A 16,630-nucleotide genomic window follows, 5' to 3' on the forward strand; every position below is an offset into this window, starting at 1 on the left:
TGATTGAGTGCCGCTAGACGACTGGATTAGAAAAGAGCCTAGACAATTTGAATATTTTCATCGCTTGATGGGGTATGTCATGTTGTCTTTGCTCATGATTGTCTATCACTACACTTCATCCGATACCAAATATCAGATTTATGTTCCTTTATTCTTACTGTTTACTTTACTGATTACACCCAAGTTATCGAATTGGTTGCTATACCGTTATAATTCTAAAATAAAACGCAGTGTCTTATTTATTATCGATATTGTTATTATTTCAGTTCTTTTGTCTGCGATTCATTTAAATCTGGTTCTGACTTTTCTTTCATTTTTTGCCATTTTATATACTGCAATCAGTAATAAAATTTCATTCCTCATGGTGTCACTGGCAAGTTTAATTGGCATTGCCATTTTTTATCTGTGCAATATTTTTATTTTTGGTTTTGGTGAGTATTTTGAGCAAACCACGGGTGAGTTAACGGTCCTTGGTTTTATTTGCTTAATTACTTATTTCGGCGTGGGAAGTTTTTACCAACGTAGTCAAATCCAGCATATTACCGATCGTAAAGCTTATTATTATGAGCAAATGAATCGTTATATGGAATTTGCGAACCAACTTAGCCGTTATGCACCGCTACAATTGTGGCAATCGATTATGAAGGGTGAGTCTGAAGCTAAAATTGAATATAAACGAAAAAAAATGACGATTTTCTTTTCAGATATTCAAGGATTTACCGAGCTTTCTGAAACGCTTATTCCAGATGACTTGGCATTTTTACTCAATGACTATCTAAGTCATATGACTGAAATTGCAAAGCAATATGAAGCAACCGTCGATAAGTTTATGGGCGATGCTATTTTAATTTTCTTTGGTGATCCTATTTCCCAAGGTGTTGAACAAGATGCAAAAACTTGTTTAGACATGGCGATTGATATGCGTCAGCAAATGAAATTATTAAGAGAACGATGGATTAAAATGGGTTATCCCGCTTTACATATTCGTATGGGGATTAGTACAGGTTATTGCCACGTCGGGAATTATGGTGCAGCTCATCGTATGGCATATACCATTGTTGGACGTGATGCAAATTTGGCTGCGCGTTTACAAAGTGCTGCTGCGGTGGATGAAATTTTAATTTCTGATGAAACTTATAATTTAATTAAAAATGATTATCTGTGTGCGCCTAAAGCACCAATTACCCTCAAAGGTATTCAGGGTCCAGTGAATACTTGGCAGGTAATGGAAAAATATACTTCACGTAAATCGGATTATCAGCGCTGGTTTGATTATGAGTATAAGGGCTTTCATTTATTGTTGAATCTGGATGAAGTTCAAAATTATGAATATCCAGAACTGCTTAATGTTTTAGAAAAAATGATTAAGCGCATACAAAAACAGCAAAAAATGACCAATGCTCAAGGTATTGTAAAATTGAATTTAGAGGACGAAGTGATAGAAGAAAAAGATCAACAATATCACTAGAATCATTTGTCTTAGCTTATATTGAGATAGAAAAAACCACGCTATAGCGTGGTTTTTTATTGCCTATACCATCAATTAATGATTTTCAGAAGCATGATTGATGGTATATTTAGGTATTTCAATTTCTAAGTCTTCGTCGACCAGTTTCACTTGGCAAGATAGGCGAGAATCAGGTTCTAAGCCCCAAGCACGATCAAGTAAGTCTGCTTCAATATCATTCATTTCATCTAAGCTGTCAAAGCCTTTACGAACGACAACATGACATGTTGTGCATGCAGCAGACATATCGCAAGCGTGTTCAATTTTAATGCCATTTTTCAATAAGCTTTCGCAAAGATTAGCATTTTGTTCAACTTCAAACTCAGCACCATTAGGGCAAATTTGCGCATGTGGAAGAACTTTAATACGTGGCATGATTTTTACCTATTTATTTGTGTGAGTTTGACCAGTCATCGAGTTGAGTGCCTTTAAGTGCAGAATCAATGTGTTGATTCATGCGTGCGGCAGCAAAAGCATCACTATGTATTTTAAGTTGCTGTACAGCTTCTTCAATAGCTTCGATGTTGGTTGTCGATAATTGCTGTTCGAGTTCAACTTTCGTTTGCTCTAAAGCCACCAATTGTTCAGCACTCAGTAAGTTTGCATCAACTTTTAATGCTTGTGTAAGTGCTTCCAATTCACGCTGTGCTTCAACTTTGGTTTCTTGTAAGTGACGAAGATTTTTATCTTCTTCAGCAAATTTAAAACCGTCAATCAATAAGCGCTCAGTATCAGAATCGGATAAACCATAAGAAGGTTTAATGTCAATTTGTGCATGCACACCCGACGTGGTTTCTTTAGCAGAAACGGTCAGCAAACCATCGGCATCGACTTGGAAGGTCACTTCAATGCGTGCTTGACCCGCAGTCATCGGTGGAATGCCATGTAAAACAAAGCGACCTAAACTACGACAGTGTTCAACCAGATCACGTTCACCTTGGACCACATGAATCAACATTGCCGTTTGACCATCTTGATAGGTAGTAAACTCTTGGCGACGTGCGACTGGAATAGCGGTGTTGCGTGAAATCAGGCGCTCAACCAAGCCGCCCATGGTCTCTAAACCTAAAGAGAGCGGGGTAACATCAAGCAGTAATGAACCATCTTTGCTGTTGCCAATCAGTTGGTCTGCGGTAATGGCTGCGCCAATAGCGACCACTTCATCAGGATTAATTGTGCACAATGGTTCTTGATGAAAGACTTCACGAACTGCTTTTTGTACTGCATAAGAGCGAGTAGAACCACCCACTAAAACCACATTTTGAATGTCATTCAGCTCAAGTTTGGCATCACGCATCACACGCTTACAGACACTAATGGTTTTGTCTAAAGCAACTTTAATAATTTCTTCAAATGTTGCGCGATCTAAAGTTAAAACTTGATCTAAGGCATGAAGTTCTACCGATTCGGCATCGGTTAATGCTTCTTTGGCCTTGCGTGCAGCAACGATCAGATGCACATGTTCTGAATTATCTAAAGTTTCAATATTGAGTTGTTTCTTCGCCCATTTAACAATTAAACGGTCTAAATCATCGCCACCAAGTGCAGTATGACCACCGGTTGCGAGAACTTCGAACACACCTTGGGTAAAACGCAAGATCGAAACGTCAAAAGTACCACCGCCTAAATCATAGATGACATAGTTACGATCAGAAGCTAAGTTGCTTTCTTGGTCTAAACCATAAGCGACCGCAGCAGCAGTTGGTTCATTAAGTAAACGTAATACGTTTAAACCTGCCAATTGAGCCGCATCACGTGTTGCTTGGCGTTGAGCTTCATCAAAATAAGCAGGAACAGTAATCACTGCACCATTAATTGGGTTTTGTAGACTTGATTCTGCGCGTTCTTTTAAGTGTTTTAATATTTCAGCTGAAATTTCAACAGGTGTTTTACGTCCGTGATTGGTTTCAAAAGCGGGCATCTGGTGATCTTCACCCACCAGTGTATATGGATGTTGGAATTTAATATCCGCTTTTGAGCGACCCATAAAGCGCTTAACAGAAACGATAGTATTTTGTGGGTCACTGATCATGAAAGCTTTTGCTTCATCACCATATTGAGTTGCCTGATCAGCATAATGCACAATCGATGGGAGTAACACGCGACCTTGTTCATCGTTAAGAACTTTAGCTTTGCCTGATAGAACCGTAGCCACTAAAGAATGCGTAGTACCTAAGTCGATACCAATAGCAATACGGTGTTCATGGGGCGCACTTGATTGACCAGGTTCTGCAATTTGCAAGAGAGCCATTGTGTTACATCCTTTGAACGTCTAAAAGTAAAAATAAATTAAAAATCATCATCAAGATCGAAAGAGTCATCATCTAAAAAACGATCTTCAGCTTTGTTAATATCAGCCATGACTTTTTGAAAAAAGCGTAGTTTTCGCACTGTATCGCGCGCTTCAGCCCAATCTTCTTCAGTATAGTCAATTTTAAATTCACGCACTAAGCTGTCAATCCATTGTTGGACTTCTTCTTTAAGTGAAATTAAATCGTTAGCAGAGTGGGCTTCATCAAGCTGTTCACGAATTTCTAGCGCAGATTGTAAAAATTCAAAATCGCTGATGGATTGATCAAGGAGGTGATCTTGTTTTTTTAACGAAAGCAGATATCCCGCACGACTATCAACTTGAGATAGAACTTTAAAAGCTTGATTGATCTCGCTAGATTTGATGAGTGCTTGATCTTTATCTTCGGCTTTATCGGGGTGATATTGTTGCTGCAATTTTAAAAATTCATTTTTTAAAACGGCTAAATCAATATCGAGTTCTACTGGAAGATTGAACAACTCAAAATGATTCATGGGAGATTTGATCCGCGAAAGTTCTATAAAATAATTGAAAATTAAATGCAATTAAAACAGTGTATTGTACACTGTTTTAATGCTTAAAAAGGGAATATAAGAGATTGATTAAACAGTGAAAGATTCACCACAACCACATTCACCTTTTTTATTGGGGTTGTTAAATTCGAAGCCTTCATTTAGACCATTTTTTACATAGTCCATTTCTAAACCTTCTAAATAGACACTGCTTTTAGGGTCAACGAAAACCTTAACACCAAACTGTTCAAAAACTTGATCATGTGTATCAACTTCGTCTACGAATTCGAGTACATAAGCCAAACCAGAACAGCCTGAAGTTTTCACACCAACGCGAATGCCTTCACCCTTACCGCGATTTTCTAAGTAATTGCTGATATGAGTTGCAGCATTTTCAGTTAAATGAATCATGAAAACTCCATTATTCCTTATTCAAAACTTAATATAATTAAGCTTTAGCTTTTTTGCTGCGGTAGTCTTCAACAGCAGCTTTAATTGCATCTTCAGCAAGTACAGAACAATGTACTTTCACTGGAGGAAGCGCAAGTTCAGTTGCAATATCAATGTTTTTGATCGCTTGAGCTTGGTCTAAAGTTTTACCTTTAAGCCATTCAGTTACAAGCGAGCTTGATGCAATCGCAGATCCGCAACCATAAGTTTTGAAACGTGCTTGTTCAATGACACCATTGTCATCCACTTGGATTTGAAGGCGCATAACATCACCACAAGCTGGTGCACCGACCATACCTGTACCAACATTTTCAGCATTTTTGTCTAAAACGCCAACATTACGAGGGTTTTCGTAATGATCAATTACTTTTTCACTATAAGCCATGATGCGTCTCCAAAACTCGGGGTCAGCCTGATAAGATTTAATATGAGGGCATCTTCAGGAAATTTCCATGAGATGCCATGAATAAATTAGTGTTCAGCCCATTCGACTGTAGATAGATCGATACCTTCTTTGTACATATCCCAAAGAGGAGAAAGATCACGTAATTTTTCTACAGCTGCTTTGGTTATTTCAAGGACATGGTCAATGTCTTCTTCGGTGGTGTATGTACCGAAGCTGAAACGAATCGAGCTGTGAGCAAGTTCATCAGACAAACCTAATGCGCGAAGCACATAAGAAGGTTCAAGTGTTGCAGATGTGCATGCAGAACCAGATGAAACAGCAGCATCTTTCAATGCCATCATCAAAGATTCACCTTCCACAAAGTTAAAACTTACGTTTAAGTAGTTTGCAACATTGTATTCAGGATGACCGTTTAAGAACACTTGTTCTAAACCTTGTAAGCCGTTCCAAAGTTTGTCACGTAATACGCGAATACGCTTTTGTTCAGACTCTAGGTTTTTGCCTGCAAGTTCAAATGCTTCACCCATGCCGACAATTTGATGCGTTGGCAGTGTACCAGAACGCATACCGCGCTCATGACCACCACCATGCATTTGAGCTTTTAGGCGGACACGTGGGCTACGACGTACAAAAAGTGCACCCATGCCTTTAGGGCCATAAATTTTATGTGCTGAAAAGCTCATTAAATCGACTTTCATGCTTGAAAGGTCAATTTCAACTTTACCCGCAGCTTGAGCAGCATCGACATGGAAATAAGTTTTATTTGCACGTGTAATTTCGCCAATCGCTGCAACATCAGTCACAGTACCAATTTCGTTGTTGACCATCATCAGTGAAACAAGAACAGTATCTGGGCGAATGGCTGCTTTGACCATTTCAGCTGTGATTAAACCTGTCTTTGGCTCTGGCTCAAGATAGGTGATTTCAAAGCCTTCTGCTTCAAGTTCACGACACGTGTCTAAAATTGCTTTATGTTCAATTTTACTGGTAATAATGTGTTTGCCTTTAGAGGCATAAAATTGAGCCACACCTTTTAATGCAAGGTTGTCAGATTCAGTTGCACCTGAAGTCCACACGATTTCACGTGGGTCAGCTTTAATTAAATTAGCGACTTGTTCACGTGCATATTCGATTTTTTCTTCTGCTTGCCAACCGTAAGCATGCGAACGAGATGCTGCATTACCGAAAATACCGTCGAAAGTTAGGCATTCCATCATACGTTCTGCGACTTGAGGGTCTACAGGAGTTGTTGCTGCATAATCAAGATAAATCGGACGTTTCATGTCAAATACCTGTAACCGATAAAAGGGCTGAATCAAATGATGGTGTATTTTGGCGAATCGCAACGGTTTGCACGTTGTCTCTTGCTACAAGGTCTGCCAGCGTGATTTTTGCTAAATAATCGGCGATGTGGTGGGAGAGTTCTTGCCATAAATCATGAGTTAAGCACATTGCACCATTTTGGCAGTTACCTTTATGGTCACAACGTGTTGCGTCAACTGTTTCGTTTACAGCTTCAATAATTTCTAACACAGTGATTTCTTCAGCGCTACGAGCTAGATGGTAACCACCGTTGGCACCACGAACACTAGAAACTAAACCGTGACGCTTTAATTTCGCAAATAACTGCTCAAGATAAGCCACAGAAATAGTTTGACGGGCTGCAATTTCAGCAAGCGTGATCGTTTGTTCGGTTGGCTGCAAAGCTAAATCAAGTAGAGCAGTCACTGCGTAGCGACCGCGAGTAGTAAGACGCATGATTCGATACACATATTAAGACTAGATGTGTCGATTTTAAGAATCCTGACTAAAATAGTCAAGTTTTTTTATGAGGCTTTAATTTGTTTTATTTTATAAGAAAAATTATATATTTATGCAAGCCATAAATTATACACTAATAATGCAATTAAAAGCGTGGTGGTTACAATAAATGCAATGTTAGTTCTTTTCTGTCTTTGTTTAAGACGACGAATACGGTTCTTATATTGTTTGACTTCCACGTTTAAGCTATTAATGGTTGAGCGCTGCTGGTCAATTTTTTCTAATAGCGGCGCAATACGTTTTTTTGAAGCAACGATATCTTGCTCATCGGTGGGTTCAGTTAACCATTGTTTCCAGTCAGATAAAACTTTTGGCAAGCTAAACAATAAAGCTAAATCGCGAAATTCATCTTTTAAAGTGATATCACCATCAATACGCATTTTTTTAATGCTGCGGCGGTTAGCCAAAACAAAGACTTTAATTAAGTCCATCAGCGTAGTACGAATATCAAGATCTACAACTTGCTCTGGCGCTTTGGTGTCAAATAAAATGCCATGTTCAGTAAATTGAACATAAAAATCAAAATAAGGTAAATAACTATTAATTTTGATGGAAACTTTTTGCTCTATAAACTTTTTAGCTTGTAAACCGACGACACGATCATGTTTCAAAATGAAGGTAAAAATTGTTTCCAAAACAATCATCGTCATTGTAAGCAACAAATGTGGTTGATTTTGACTTTGTTGCGATTCACTCATAAAACTTAATCCTTCCCTGAAATAGAGCATCCTAGCTTGTAAAAATACTTCAGGACTTTAATCAAATACATAATAATCTTGCTTTGTAGAACAGTTTAGCAAATCGATCAAGTGTTTAATTTGCTATTATGTGGCTATTTTATAGGTAAATATATTAAGCGGTATAAAAAATAATCGGGAGAGTGGGGAAAATGGATAAGCAAATGAATGATCAAAATATTGATCAAGAAAAACAGGAAAATTCCGATAAAACAAAGAATAAGCTGCGTTCAGGTCGTAAGTCGAGTCTGGATTTTCGTAAATATACCCAACAAATTTGGCTTGCTGGATTGGGTGCTTTTTCACGTGCTGAGGAAGAGGGAAATAAATTATTTGACTCCTTAGTCAAAGTCGGTGAAGAGTTAGAGTCAAAAACGACGGAAATCGCTGATCAAACAGTTGAAAAAGTGTCGGAGAAAGCAAAAGACTCAGTGACCGATACCAAAGATAAGGTCGAAAAATTACTTGATCAAAGTGTTAATCATTCACTAAATCGAATTGGTTTGGTGACAGTCAAAGATATTCAGTACTTAGAAAGTCTCATATTACAGTTACATAGTAAGGTTGATTTTTTGGTTGAAGAAAATAAACTTTTAAAAGAGCAAATTGTAAAAAAATGAAACAATTTTACTTTTTCTTCATTTTTCAACAATTTTTTTCACATTTATTTTGCAGAAATGCAGATCGATAGTATTGCCTTTTGCCCCAAAGCATTGCTATAAAGAGGTCATGGAATCCTTAGACCTTAAATAAACGATATTAAGAGGACGTAATCTTCATGAATAAATCAGAATTAATCGATGCAATTGCAGAGAAAGGGGGATTGTCTAAGACTGATGCAGGTAAAGCCTTAGATGCGACAATTGCTTCTATTACTGAAGCGCTTAAATCTGGTGATACTGTTACACTTGTTGGTTTTGGTACATTCAACGTTAAAGAACGTGCAGCACGTACTGGTCGTAACCCACAAACGGGTGCAGCTTTAGAAATTAAAGCAAGCAAAGTACCTAGCTTTAAAGCTGGTAAAGGTTTGAAAGATTCTGTAGCTTAATCTTTTCTCAAGCCGATAAACGCGCCGAATAAGGCGCGTTTTTTTATTAATAATGCCGATTTACAGTTTGAACTCATTCATTCATTGTGGGTTTTCGGGTAAAATCCCTGACAAATAAAATATTGGAATACTTATGGAATCTTTTCGTAAAGTTATTAAGGGTTGGTTGGGCAAAGTTCTGCTCATTTTGTTTTTGACCCCTTTAGCACTTGTAGGTATTGAAGGATATTTTAGTGGTGGGAAGTCAGAAGACTCGGCAAAATTAGTCAATGGCCAAGAAATTTCTAAGAAAGAGTTAGAAGCACTGACCAAAACATTTAAAGAACAGTACTTAGCTTATGCCAATGGCGACGAAACTTTATTGAATCAATCCTATATTCAAAATAAAGCAATGGATAGCCTTGTTGCTCGTACCTTGTTATTACAACAAGCAGAAAAATTGGGTATTTCATTAAGTGATGCGCAGATTGAACAAATGGTTGCTCAACAACCGAGCTTTCAAGAAAATGGTAAATTTTCTGAAACCTTATATTCAAATTATTTGCGTTCAGTCGGTATGACTAGTCAAGCTTTAATTGTGAATTTACGTCAAGACCATGCTTTAAAAATGTTGACTTCAACATTTATGGATTATGCATTGGTGAGTAAACTTGATATTCAACAAATTGCGAATTTGCAAACTGAACAACGTACTTTGCATTTGGCCAGTATTAAACTTGATGAATATAAGAAAAATATAAAAGTTACACCTCAAGAAATTGCTACTTATTATGACAAACATAAAAATTCATTTAAGCAAGTTGCCAGTGTAGATGTAGATTATGTTGTGTTGACGCCTGCAAATGTTGCACCAGCGAATACTCAAGTCACAGATGCTGAATTGCAGCAAGCTTATGCTGCGTTTGTAGATACGCAAAAGAAAAATATTAAACCTGTGGTGAAGCATATCTTAATTGCTGCTGACACGCGTTCAGATGCTGAAGCGAAGAAACTGGCAAATGATGTGGCTGCTAAAATTAAAGCAGGGATGACTTTTGCTCAAGCAGCTGCGCAATATTCAGATGATACTGAGTCTAAAGCCAAAGGCGGTGTGATTGAAGCATATGAAAAAGGTGTATTTGGTGATGCATTTGATCAAGCAGTGGCTGCTTTAAAATCAGCTCAAGTATCGGCACCAATTAAAACCCAATATGGTTATCATTTAATTGAAACACAAGCTGCGGCGATTAAACTTCCTTCATTTGAAGCTGAAAAACCACGCTTGATGGCTGAATTGCAAAAGAACAAATCTGCAAATGCTTTTTCAGATACGGTAAATAGTCTGAATGAGTTGGTGGTAGGAAGTGATGCACTCGATGTTGTTGCACAAGAAGTTAAGGGTGTGATGGTTCAATCTGTGAAAGGCATGACATTATCTACACAACATGCAGTACTTAGCGATGCGAATGTAAAAGTTAAGTTGTTTAATGATGATGTGAAAAATGGTGATCGTAATGCTTCAAGTAGTATTCAGTTAACGAATGGCGATACTGTGTGGGTGAAAGTACGTGATTATCATGCTGCTGGCGTGCAAAGTTTGGCTGAAGCGACACCACGCATCAAAGCTAAACTTATTGAACAAAAAGCAGTTGATGCTGCAAAAGCGAAAATTCAAGCGTCATTGAATAGTTTTAAATCACAACCTGCTGCAACTGTTTTGGCACAAAGTAAAATTGCATTTGAAAGTGCGGGTGTCTTTACGCGTTCACAAGGCTTGAAACGTGAAATTGAACGTGCAGCATTTAGTGTTCCAGCGCCAAAAGCAGGTATGTGGTCAGTCACTACAGCATCATTGCCAAATGAGTTGGTGGTTGTGGCGGTATCGAATGTGAATAAAACGACATCAAGTGCTTTAACGGATGAGCAATTAAATGAATTGTCTAAGTTGTACCAACAACTTCGTGGTCAACAAGAACTAGATGATTACACTCAATATTTAAAATCAAAGGCCAAAATTAAATAATTTTTGCTGAAATAAAAAAACCTGCGTTAACGCATAATGCCAGTCAGTTAAGCAATTGACTGGCATTTTATTTTTTAAATTCATGATGTTCTTCGATACGCGGAAACGTCATCCGCAACTGTTCGAGGCATGAGGTGTATACACCGCAAGATTGGAAAAGTAAGGTTTCTGCGATTTATTAATCAATAAAAGGGATTTGGCGAGTTTTGCGGTGAGGCGCACTGCGCCGCAAGATGCTTTTTTGCGAACTCAAAATATATTTTGAGGATTTGGGCTTATCCAAAGTAATAGATGAGATCCAAGTATTTGATTTAAAGATATAAGACTCCGTTGTGAAGAACTAAAAAGCTAAGGAGTTTATTACAAAACTCCTTAGCTGATCAGCATTAGCATTAACGCAGGTTTTTTTATGGATGAGACAATATTTTATTCAGCACGTAGCTTAAGTTGATAACCTGAGTATTTACGAATATTAATCACCCCAGTATCTAAAATTAGATATTGACCTTTAATACCTTGTAAGACACCACGAATAATTGGTGTTTTGTCTAGATTATGAGATTTTACTTTTTCAGGATACTGCTCTACAGGATAGATAAACTGATGCGGAAGTTCATTTTCCATCAGTTCAACGGTTTCATTGAATTCAAGGTTTTGACTAAATTCATCACGAATCATTTGAATTTTTGGTGCAAATTCCGCTACCAGTTGCTCGCGAACTTCAAGTAAATTTAGAGGTTCAGCTTCACCTTTGAGTAGTTTCCTCCAATCGGTTTTATCTGCCACTTGTGTTCCAAACATAATTTCAAGTTGACCAGATAAGCGGCGTGAACCCACTTTCATAATTGGTAATGCTTGTGTTGCGCCCTGATCTAACCAGCGAGTTGGCATTTGTCCAAGTCGTGTGATGCCTACTTTGAGCGCACTAGAATTGGCAAGGTATACAATATGTGGTTGGAAACAGACTTCATGGGCAAAACTATTTTCACGACAAGTACCTAAATGATAGTGACAAGTCTCTGGCTTCATAATGCACATATCACATGAAGCTTTGGTTTTAAAACACTTGAAACAGTGGCCTTGTGAATATGATTTTGGCGTTTTACTTCCGCAAGAGACACAATAAATATTACCGGTCCATTCAATTTCAATTTCTTGACCTAAACGAAATGGAAGATTGATTTCTGAACGATCTAGAACGAATTTATACTCTACATTTGCCTTACGCGTCTGTTGATCAGTTACACTAAGGTCCTTTAAACCTGCATGCATTTTATGGCAAATGCCTTGTAGTTCCATGAAAAACTCTCTTAATAATAAGGATGCAGTTATGGCTGAACAAAATGTCATCACTTCAATGCTAGACGATTTATTCAAAGAACAGCCGATTCAAACTGCATTATGTATTGGTCAGAATCTTGAGCAATACGACAATAATCAATCAATTCAATGGCACTATTTTAGCGTAACTGAGTTTTTAAATCTGCCTTTTACCCAGCGATATGACGTGGGTTTTGTGTTGCTTGATTCTCAAGAATTATTGGCTATTTCAAATATTCAAAAATCACAATTACTTGTAAAATTACGAGATTTGATGGCAAAACGAATTGTTGTGGTCAGTCAGTTACAAGATGAGAAATTATTACGTGCTTTGGGCTTTACTCAACTGATTGATAGAACTCTGCATGATCGTGATTTTGCTTTATGGCAATTTAATATCCTGACATATAAGCATGTACCCGATTGGTTCAATTCCAAGTTTTGGGCTAATCCTGAAAATTGGAATAAATTCCGTTGGTAAGTGATTTATCTATATGGTTTTTATGATGGTAAAGTTTAACAATTTCTTTTTATTGATTGGTTTGAAAGCATCGTATTCTTTTATGGCACTTCTATAAGAATAATACGATGACCAATTTAAGCACTTAGTCAGCTTTTGGGTGGAATATCAGCAACAACCATAGCAATAACAAGGCTAATTAGGTGGAATTTGGAGTGATGGCTTAACTGATTTTGATGTTCTAGAAGATGAGTTACTGATCATTTACACTCAGCTTAAGGATGATTGCCCATGGTAAACAGACTATTTGATTTGGATATTTTTTTAGCAATATAGTGTGATTTTTTTAAACGAATTAAAATGATTTGAGATTGAAATTCAAGCTCACCAAATTCTGGCTCAACTTGTACATAATGCAGTTGACCAAATTCATCACGAACACGTGCTTGCGCTGAGAAGCCTGGGCGTGCATTGCCGCTGGAAATCGTTGCGAGTCGTCCGAGTAAACTCACTTGTTGTTTTGTTTCAATGGGTTTAATCACTTGATCTAAACAATGGATCATAAAGACTGTAAAGAAAATCGCAATAATCAGGGCTGGAATAATTAAGTAATAAGCAGGAAGAAATTCTTGTTGCTGAGCATAAACACAAAGTTGAAGGAAATAGCCTGAAAAGCTAAAGTTCATGAGCAAGAAAACCACAATCAGTGTTTTAGAGAACTTAACATTGAGGAGCGGTGATTCAGAAAGTCTCTTCGGGGATAGACTTTTTAGGTATTGAGTGGGGTGAATATTAAAGTAATAGCCGATGGTTTCGACCATGCTGAGCAAAATTAAAGCCAACAAACTTAAATGAAACGGGATTAAGTTATAGTTTTGCAAAAACTCAAGCATGGTTAAATTCCATTGATTTTATTCTTTTGTGAGGTAAATTCCACCATCAGAATGTACGTTGATCGCTATTTTTTCAAGTGATTGCCCTAGGCAAGGTCCAGAAATACATTCACCTGTTTCAACCAAAAAGAGCGCGCCATGGGTTGAGCATTGAATATATTCACCGTCTTGATCTAAAAACTGATTTTCTAAAAATTCCAATTCAGTTTGTAGGTGAGGACAAAGGTTGTTGTAAGCATAGTAAGCCCCGTCACGTTGAGTGATAAAAATGGTTCTACCATCGTCTGTGTCAAAAGCACGTGCTTCGCGTTCAGGAATTTCTTCCGTCATGGCAATTCTCATCATTATGCACATTCCTTTTGAAAGTTGTTTAATAATTCCGCATAACCTTCTACGCTAAGACGTGGGCCGAATTGCGAAACCACTTCACTTGAAATTAGAATCGCCAATTCAGCCGCCACTTGAAGACTTAAACCTGCATTTAATGCATAAAGGAATGCACCCGCAAAGGCATCACCAGCACCGTTTGCATCGACAGCGGTTACAGTGCGACCCGGAATTTTAAGTATTTGTTCTGAATCAGAAATTAAAGCACCTTCTGCCGATAATGTAATGACGGTGTACTTGCTTTTCAATTGCAATTGAGCAAGTGCTGCTTCTACAGAATCGGTTCCTGTATACATCATGGCTTCTTGTTGATTGCAGAAAATCAAATCGACACCATCATCTAACAGCTCATCTAAACCTTGACGTGCATATTGCACCATCGCTGGGTCAGACAGGGTTAATGCAATTTTAACCCCATGTGCTTTGGCAATTTGACGAGCTTGTTTTACTGCAAGGCAGGCAGAACTGCTGGTCGATAAATAACCTTCAATATAAAGCCATTTTGCTGTTTTTAACGGTTCAAAGTTAATTTGATCTGCACTGAGTTCCGCTGTAATGCCAAGGTAAGTGTGCATGGTACGTTCAGAATCTGGGCTGACCAATACCATACAAGTACCGGTTTCACCTTCACTTACAGAATGTTCAGTGGTTTGGATGCCTGCTTCATTTAGACCTTTTAAGTAAATACGACCTAATTCATCATTGCCTACACGGCAGCCATAAAATGCTTTGCTGCCTAAAGCACTAAAAGCAACGGTCGTATTTGCAGCAGAACCACCAGATGCTTGACCTTTGTAGATTTGCGTTTCTTTTAAATTATTGTATAAATTTGCTTGTGTTTCACCATCAGTCAACTGCATAGTGCCTTTTTGCAAATTTTGTTGAATAAGGAAGTCATCAGAGACTTTAAATTCTTGGTCGATTAATGCATTACCAATTGCAAAAAGATCAACAGTTGCCATGTCTTTCATTCACATTTTAAATTAAAGCGCTAAGTTTACACCAATGCTCATGATAGCTGTAGATTGATGAGTAAAATTCAAGATATGGCGCATTTATTCGGTCAAAATGCAATATAGGAAAGGATGAGGAAGGTTAGATGAATATCACGATTGATAAAGCTGAACAGTTACCAACACAAATTCAGGAATTGGCGAAGCAAGCACAGAAAGAAGGATTTCAGTTTGTTGATCGATTGATTGAGGAGTATGAGAGTGGAAAAAATAGGTTTAATCAACCGGGCGAGTTTCTTCTTTTTGTTTATGATGATGAAAAGCTGATTGCCTGTGGGGGTTTAAATCAGCAGTGGAATGAAAATGAAATTGATAACAGAATTGGTCGTGTGCGTCGTTTTTACGTCTTACCAAAATACCGTAAGCATGGGGTAGGTAAGCAGTTGTTACAACATTTGGAAAAAAATGCTCGTGCAAATTTTTCAGCACTTTGCTTGAACACAGATACCAAATCTGCGGCTCATTTTTACCAAAAGCAAAATTATGTTTTTGTGGAAAATCACCCGAACTATAGCTATTTCAAATATCTGCTCTAGTATTCGATCACTTTAGATTGTGATTAGGTTGTGATGCTGCTGAGTTTTAGCTTAATGCTGAGCAGTATTATGACCATATTTTTGTTGCATGTTTTGGATCAAATGTTAATTGCTGCAATGTCTTTTTTTTAAATGGATAAGCTTGAAAAATTATTTTTTAAATTATTTTAGTACTCAAAAATATTCAAATCATTGTAAGTGGTTTTTTGTAGATAAAGGCCTTAATTTGAAAGGTTAAATGATACAAAAAATACCTTATGTCAGAAGTTGTTGCGATTTTAAGATTGAGTTAAGTGCTTGGTTGGAAGATATCAGTAAAAATCTCCATTGAGTCCAGCTGATGAGCCAACGACAAAGTCTTATCACTTCCTTATCTAAAGTACCCGAAATAACAGCGCTCTTTTGGATGACAAAAATATTTGCCACGACCTTTGGTGAAACAGCGGGCGATGCGGTATCTATGTCACTCAATTGGGGGTATTTAGTGGGCACAGCTATTTTTGCTGTGCTTTTTATTTTACTGCTATATTTTCAGGTGAGTGCAAAAACATATCGACCTTATTTATATTGGTTCACCATTATTGCCAGTACCACAGTGGGTACAACCCTAGCTGATTTTGTTGATCGATCTTTAGGGATCGGTTATATCGGTGGTAGTACACTTTTACTGAGTTTTGTGCTGCTTTGCCTTTGGGTTTGGTATAAATCGGAAGGTAGTATTTCCCCGCATAGTGTGAATTATCCTCGTGCAGAAATTTTCTATTGGCTGACTATTACGTTTTCACAAACACTAGGAACAGCTTTGGGAGATTGGTCGGCAGATACGGCGGGCTTAGGTTATAGCGGTGGTATTGTTTTGTATGTAAGTTTAATTGCATTGATTGCAGGGCTGTACTTTTTTAGTCAAATTTCTCGGACATTATTATTTTGGAGTGCTTTTGTTTTGACCCGACCCTTAGGTGCGGTTGTGGGTGACTTTTTGGATAAACCGTTGGCTTCTGGTGGTTTGGATTTAAGTCGTTTTGGTGCTTCCGCGGTAATTTTGACCGCAATCATAATATGTATTCATTTTGCCCATCGACCAGCGACGAAAAATATTTAATCTTTAAGGCATGTTGTATTATTTTTTAACCATAAATTAAAAATGTTGATAAGGAACTTAGTGGAATAAAAAATCTATACTGAAATACACGGAAATTAGTGTTTGCACCAATCCATAGTCAT

Annotated in this window: 19 protein-coding genes; 7 read left to right on the forward strand and 12 right to left on the reverse strand. The window is 37.6% G+C overall.

Features of this window, described 5'->3' with window-relative positions:
• The first annotated feature begins 7 nt into the window (after nucleotides 1-7).
• A complete protein-coding gene (locus F994_RS16535; protein WP_004651780.1) occupies nucleotides 8-1,468 on the forward strand; it encodes an adenylate/guanylate cyclase domain-containing protein in 1,461 nt (486 codons plus the stop codon).
• Between the two features lie 75 nt (nucleotides 1,469-1,543).
• Here the strand turns inward: F994_RS16535 and fdx are convergent, their stop codons facing one another.
• The 8 genes from fdx to F994_RS16575 all read right to left on the reverse strand — a co-directional run bounded on the left by fdx (nucleotide 1,544) and on the right by F994_RS16575 (nucleotide 7,705).
• A complete protein-coding gene (gene fdx, locus F994_RS16540; protein ID WP_004651781.1) occupies nucleotides 1,544-1,882 on the reverse strand; it encodes an ISC system 2Fe-2S type ferredoxin in 339 nt (112 codons plus the stop codon).
• Nucleotides 1,883-1,895: 13 nt separating this feature from the next.
• The gene (gene hscA / locus F994_RS16545) at nucleotides 1,896-3,758 is read right to left on the reverse strand and encodes a Fe-S protein assembly chaperone HscA (protein WP_004651782.1); all 1,863 of its coding nucleotides are present in this window, start codon (nucleotides 3,756-3,758) and stop codon (nucleotides 1,896-1,898) included.
• 38 nt (nucleotides 3,759-3,796) lie between these two features.
• The gene (hscB, locus tag F994_RS16550) at nucleotides 3,797-4,312 is read right to left on the reverse strand and encodes a Fe-S protein assembly co-chaperone HscB (RefSeq protein WP_004651783.1); all 516 of its coding nucleotides are present in this window, start codon (nucleotides 4,310-4,312) and stop codon (nucleotides 3,797-3,799) included.
• 108 nt (nucleotides 4,313-4,420) lie between these two features.
• Nucleotides 4,421-4,741 carry an iron-sulfur cluster assembly protein IscA gene (gene iscA, locus F994_RS16555; protein WP_004651784.1) on the reverse strand — a complete coding sequence of 107 codons (321 nt, stop codon included), beginning with the start codon at nucleotides 4,739-4,741 and terminating at the stop codon, nucleotides 4,421-4,423.
• A gap of 37 nt (nucleotides 4,742-4,778) precedes the next feature.
• The gene (gene iscU / locus F994_RS16560) at nucleotides 4,779-5,165 is read right to left on the reverse strand and encodes a Fe-S cluster assembly scaffold IscU (protein ID WP_004651785.1); all 387 of its coding nucleotides are present in this window, start codon (nucleotides 5,163-5,165) and stop codon (nucleotides 4,779-4,781) included.
• Between the two features lie 86 nt (nucleotides 5,166-5,251).
• Nucleotides 5,252-6,469, reverse strand: coding sequence for an IscS subfamily cysteine desulfurase (locus tag F994_RS16565; RefSeq protein WP_004651786.1), 1,218 nt, complete (start codon nucleotides 6,467-6,469; stop codon nucleotides 5,252-5,254).
• Between the two features lies 1 nt (nucleotide 6,470).
• Nucleotides 6,471-6,944, reverse strand: coding sequence for an Rrf2 family transcriptional regulator (locus F994_RS16570; protein WP_004651787.1), 474 nt, complete (start codon nucleotides 6,942-6,944; stop codon nucleotides 6,471-6,473).
• Nucleotides 6,945-7,057: 113 nt separating this feature from the next.
• The gene (locus F994_RS16575; RefSeq protein ID WP_004651788.1) at nucleotides 7,058-7,705 is read right to left on the reverse strand and encodes a hypothetical protein; all 648 of its coding nucleotides are present in this window, start codon (nucleotides 7,703-7,705) and stop codon (nucleotides 7,058-7,060) included.
• 203 nt (nucleotides 7,706-7,908) lie between these two features.
• Here F994_RS16575 and F994_RS16580 point away from each other — a divergent pair, with 203 nt between their 5' ends.
• The 3 genes from F994_RS16580 (at nucleotide 7,909) to F994_RS16590 (ending at nucleotide 10,797) form a co-directional block, all read left to right on the forward strand.
• Nucleotides 7,909-8,364, forward strand: a complete 456-nt coding sequence (locus F994_RS16580; RefSeq protein WP_154649962.1) for a phasin family protein — start codon at nucleotides 7,909-7,911, stop codon at nucleotides 8,362-8,364.
• A gap of 158 nt (nucleotides 8,365-8,522) precedes the next feature.
• Nucleotides 8,523-8,795 (forward strand): HU family DNA-binding protein, encoded by a 273-nt coding sequence (locus F994_RS16585; RefSeq protein ID WP_004651791.1) that lies wholly within the window; start codon nucleotides 8,523-8,525, stop codon nucleotides 8,793-8,795.
• 133 nt (nucleotides 8,796-8,928) lie between these two features.
• Nucleotides 8,929-10,797, forward strand: a complete 1,869-nt coding sequence (locus F994_RS16590; protein ID WP_004651792.1) for a SurA N-terminal domain-containing protein — start codon at nucleotides 8,929-8,931, stop codon at nucleotides 10,795-10,797.
• A gap of 426 nt (nucleotides 10,798-11,223) precedes the next feature.
• Here the strand turns inward: F994_RS16590 and F994_RS16595 are convergent, their stop codons facing one another.
• Nucleotides 11,224-12,096, reverse strand: coding sequence for a DUF2797 domain-containing protein (locus F994_RS16595; protein ID WP_004651793.1), 873 nt, complete (start codon nucleotides 12,094-12,096; stop codon nucleotides 11,224-11,226).
• A gap of 31 nt (nucleotides 12,097-12,127) precedes the next feature.
• Here F994_RS16595 and F994_RS16600 point away from each other — a divergent pair, with 31 nt between their 5' ends.
• Entirely contained in the window at nucleotides 12,128-12,598 is a 471-nt protein-coding gene (locus F994_RS16600) for a DUF6231 family protein (protein ID WP_004651794.1), read from the forward strand.
• A 254-nt stretch (nucleotides 12,599-12,852) separates the two neighbouring features.
• Here F994_RS16600 and F994_RS16605 read toward each other — a convergent pair whose 3' ends face one another.
• From F994_RS16605 to F994_RS16615, 3 genes are read right to left on the reverse strand one after another with little or no spacing between them, the layout of a single operon-like run.
• Nucleotides 12,853-13,470 (reverse strand): OB-fold-containig protein, encoded by a 618-nt coding sequence (locus tag F994_RS16605; RefSeq protein WP_004651795.1) that lies wholly within the window; start codon nucleotides 13,468-13,470, stop codon nucleotides 12,853-12,855.
• Between the two features lie 18 nt (nucleotides 13,471-13,488).
• The gene (locus tag F994_RS16610; RefSeq protein WP_167555819.1) at nucleotides 13,489-13,800 is read right to left on the reverse strand and encodes a Rieske (2Fe-2S) protein; all 312 of its coding nucleotides are present in this window, start codon (nucleotides 13,798-13,800) and stop codon (nucleotides 13,489-13,491) included.
• A 14-nt stretch (nucleotides 13,801-13,814) separates the two neighbouring features.
• Nucleotides 13,815-14,819 (reverse strand): adenosine kinase, encoded by a 1,005-nt coding sequence (locus F994_RS16615; RefSeq protein WP_004651797.1) that lies wholly within the window; start codon nucleotides 14,817-14,819, stop codon nucleotides 13,815-13,817.
• Between the two features lie 137 nt (nucleotides 14,820-14,956).
• On the opposite strand from F994_RS16615, the gene F994_RS16620 reads away from it, so the two are divergent.
• On the forward strand, nucleotides 14,957-15,406 hold the full coding sequence (locus F994_RS16620; protein ID WP_004651798.1) for a GNAT family N-acetyltransferase: 450 nt from the start codon (nucleotides 14,957-14,959) through the stop codon (nucleotides 15,404-15,406).
• A 340-nt stretch (nucleotides 15,407-15,746) separates the two neighbouring features.
• Complete coding sequence (locus F994_RS16625) at nucleotides 15,747-16,508, forward strand: COG4705 family protein (protein ID WP_004651800.1); 762 nt, start codon at nucleotides 15,747-15,749, stop codon at nucleotides 16,506-16,508.
• Nucleotides 16,509-16,630: the final 122 nt, after the last annotated feature.

It is taken from the genome of Acinetobacter bohemicus ANC 3994, assembly GCF_000367925.1.
Classification (GTDB): domain Bacteria; phylum Pseudomonadota; class Gammaproteobacteria; order Pseudomonadales; family Moraxellaceae; genus Acinetobacter; species Acinetobacter bohemicus.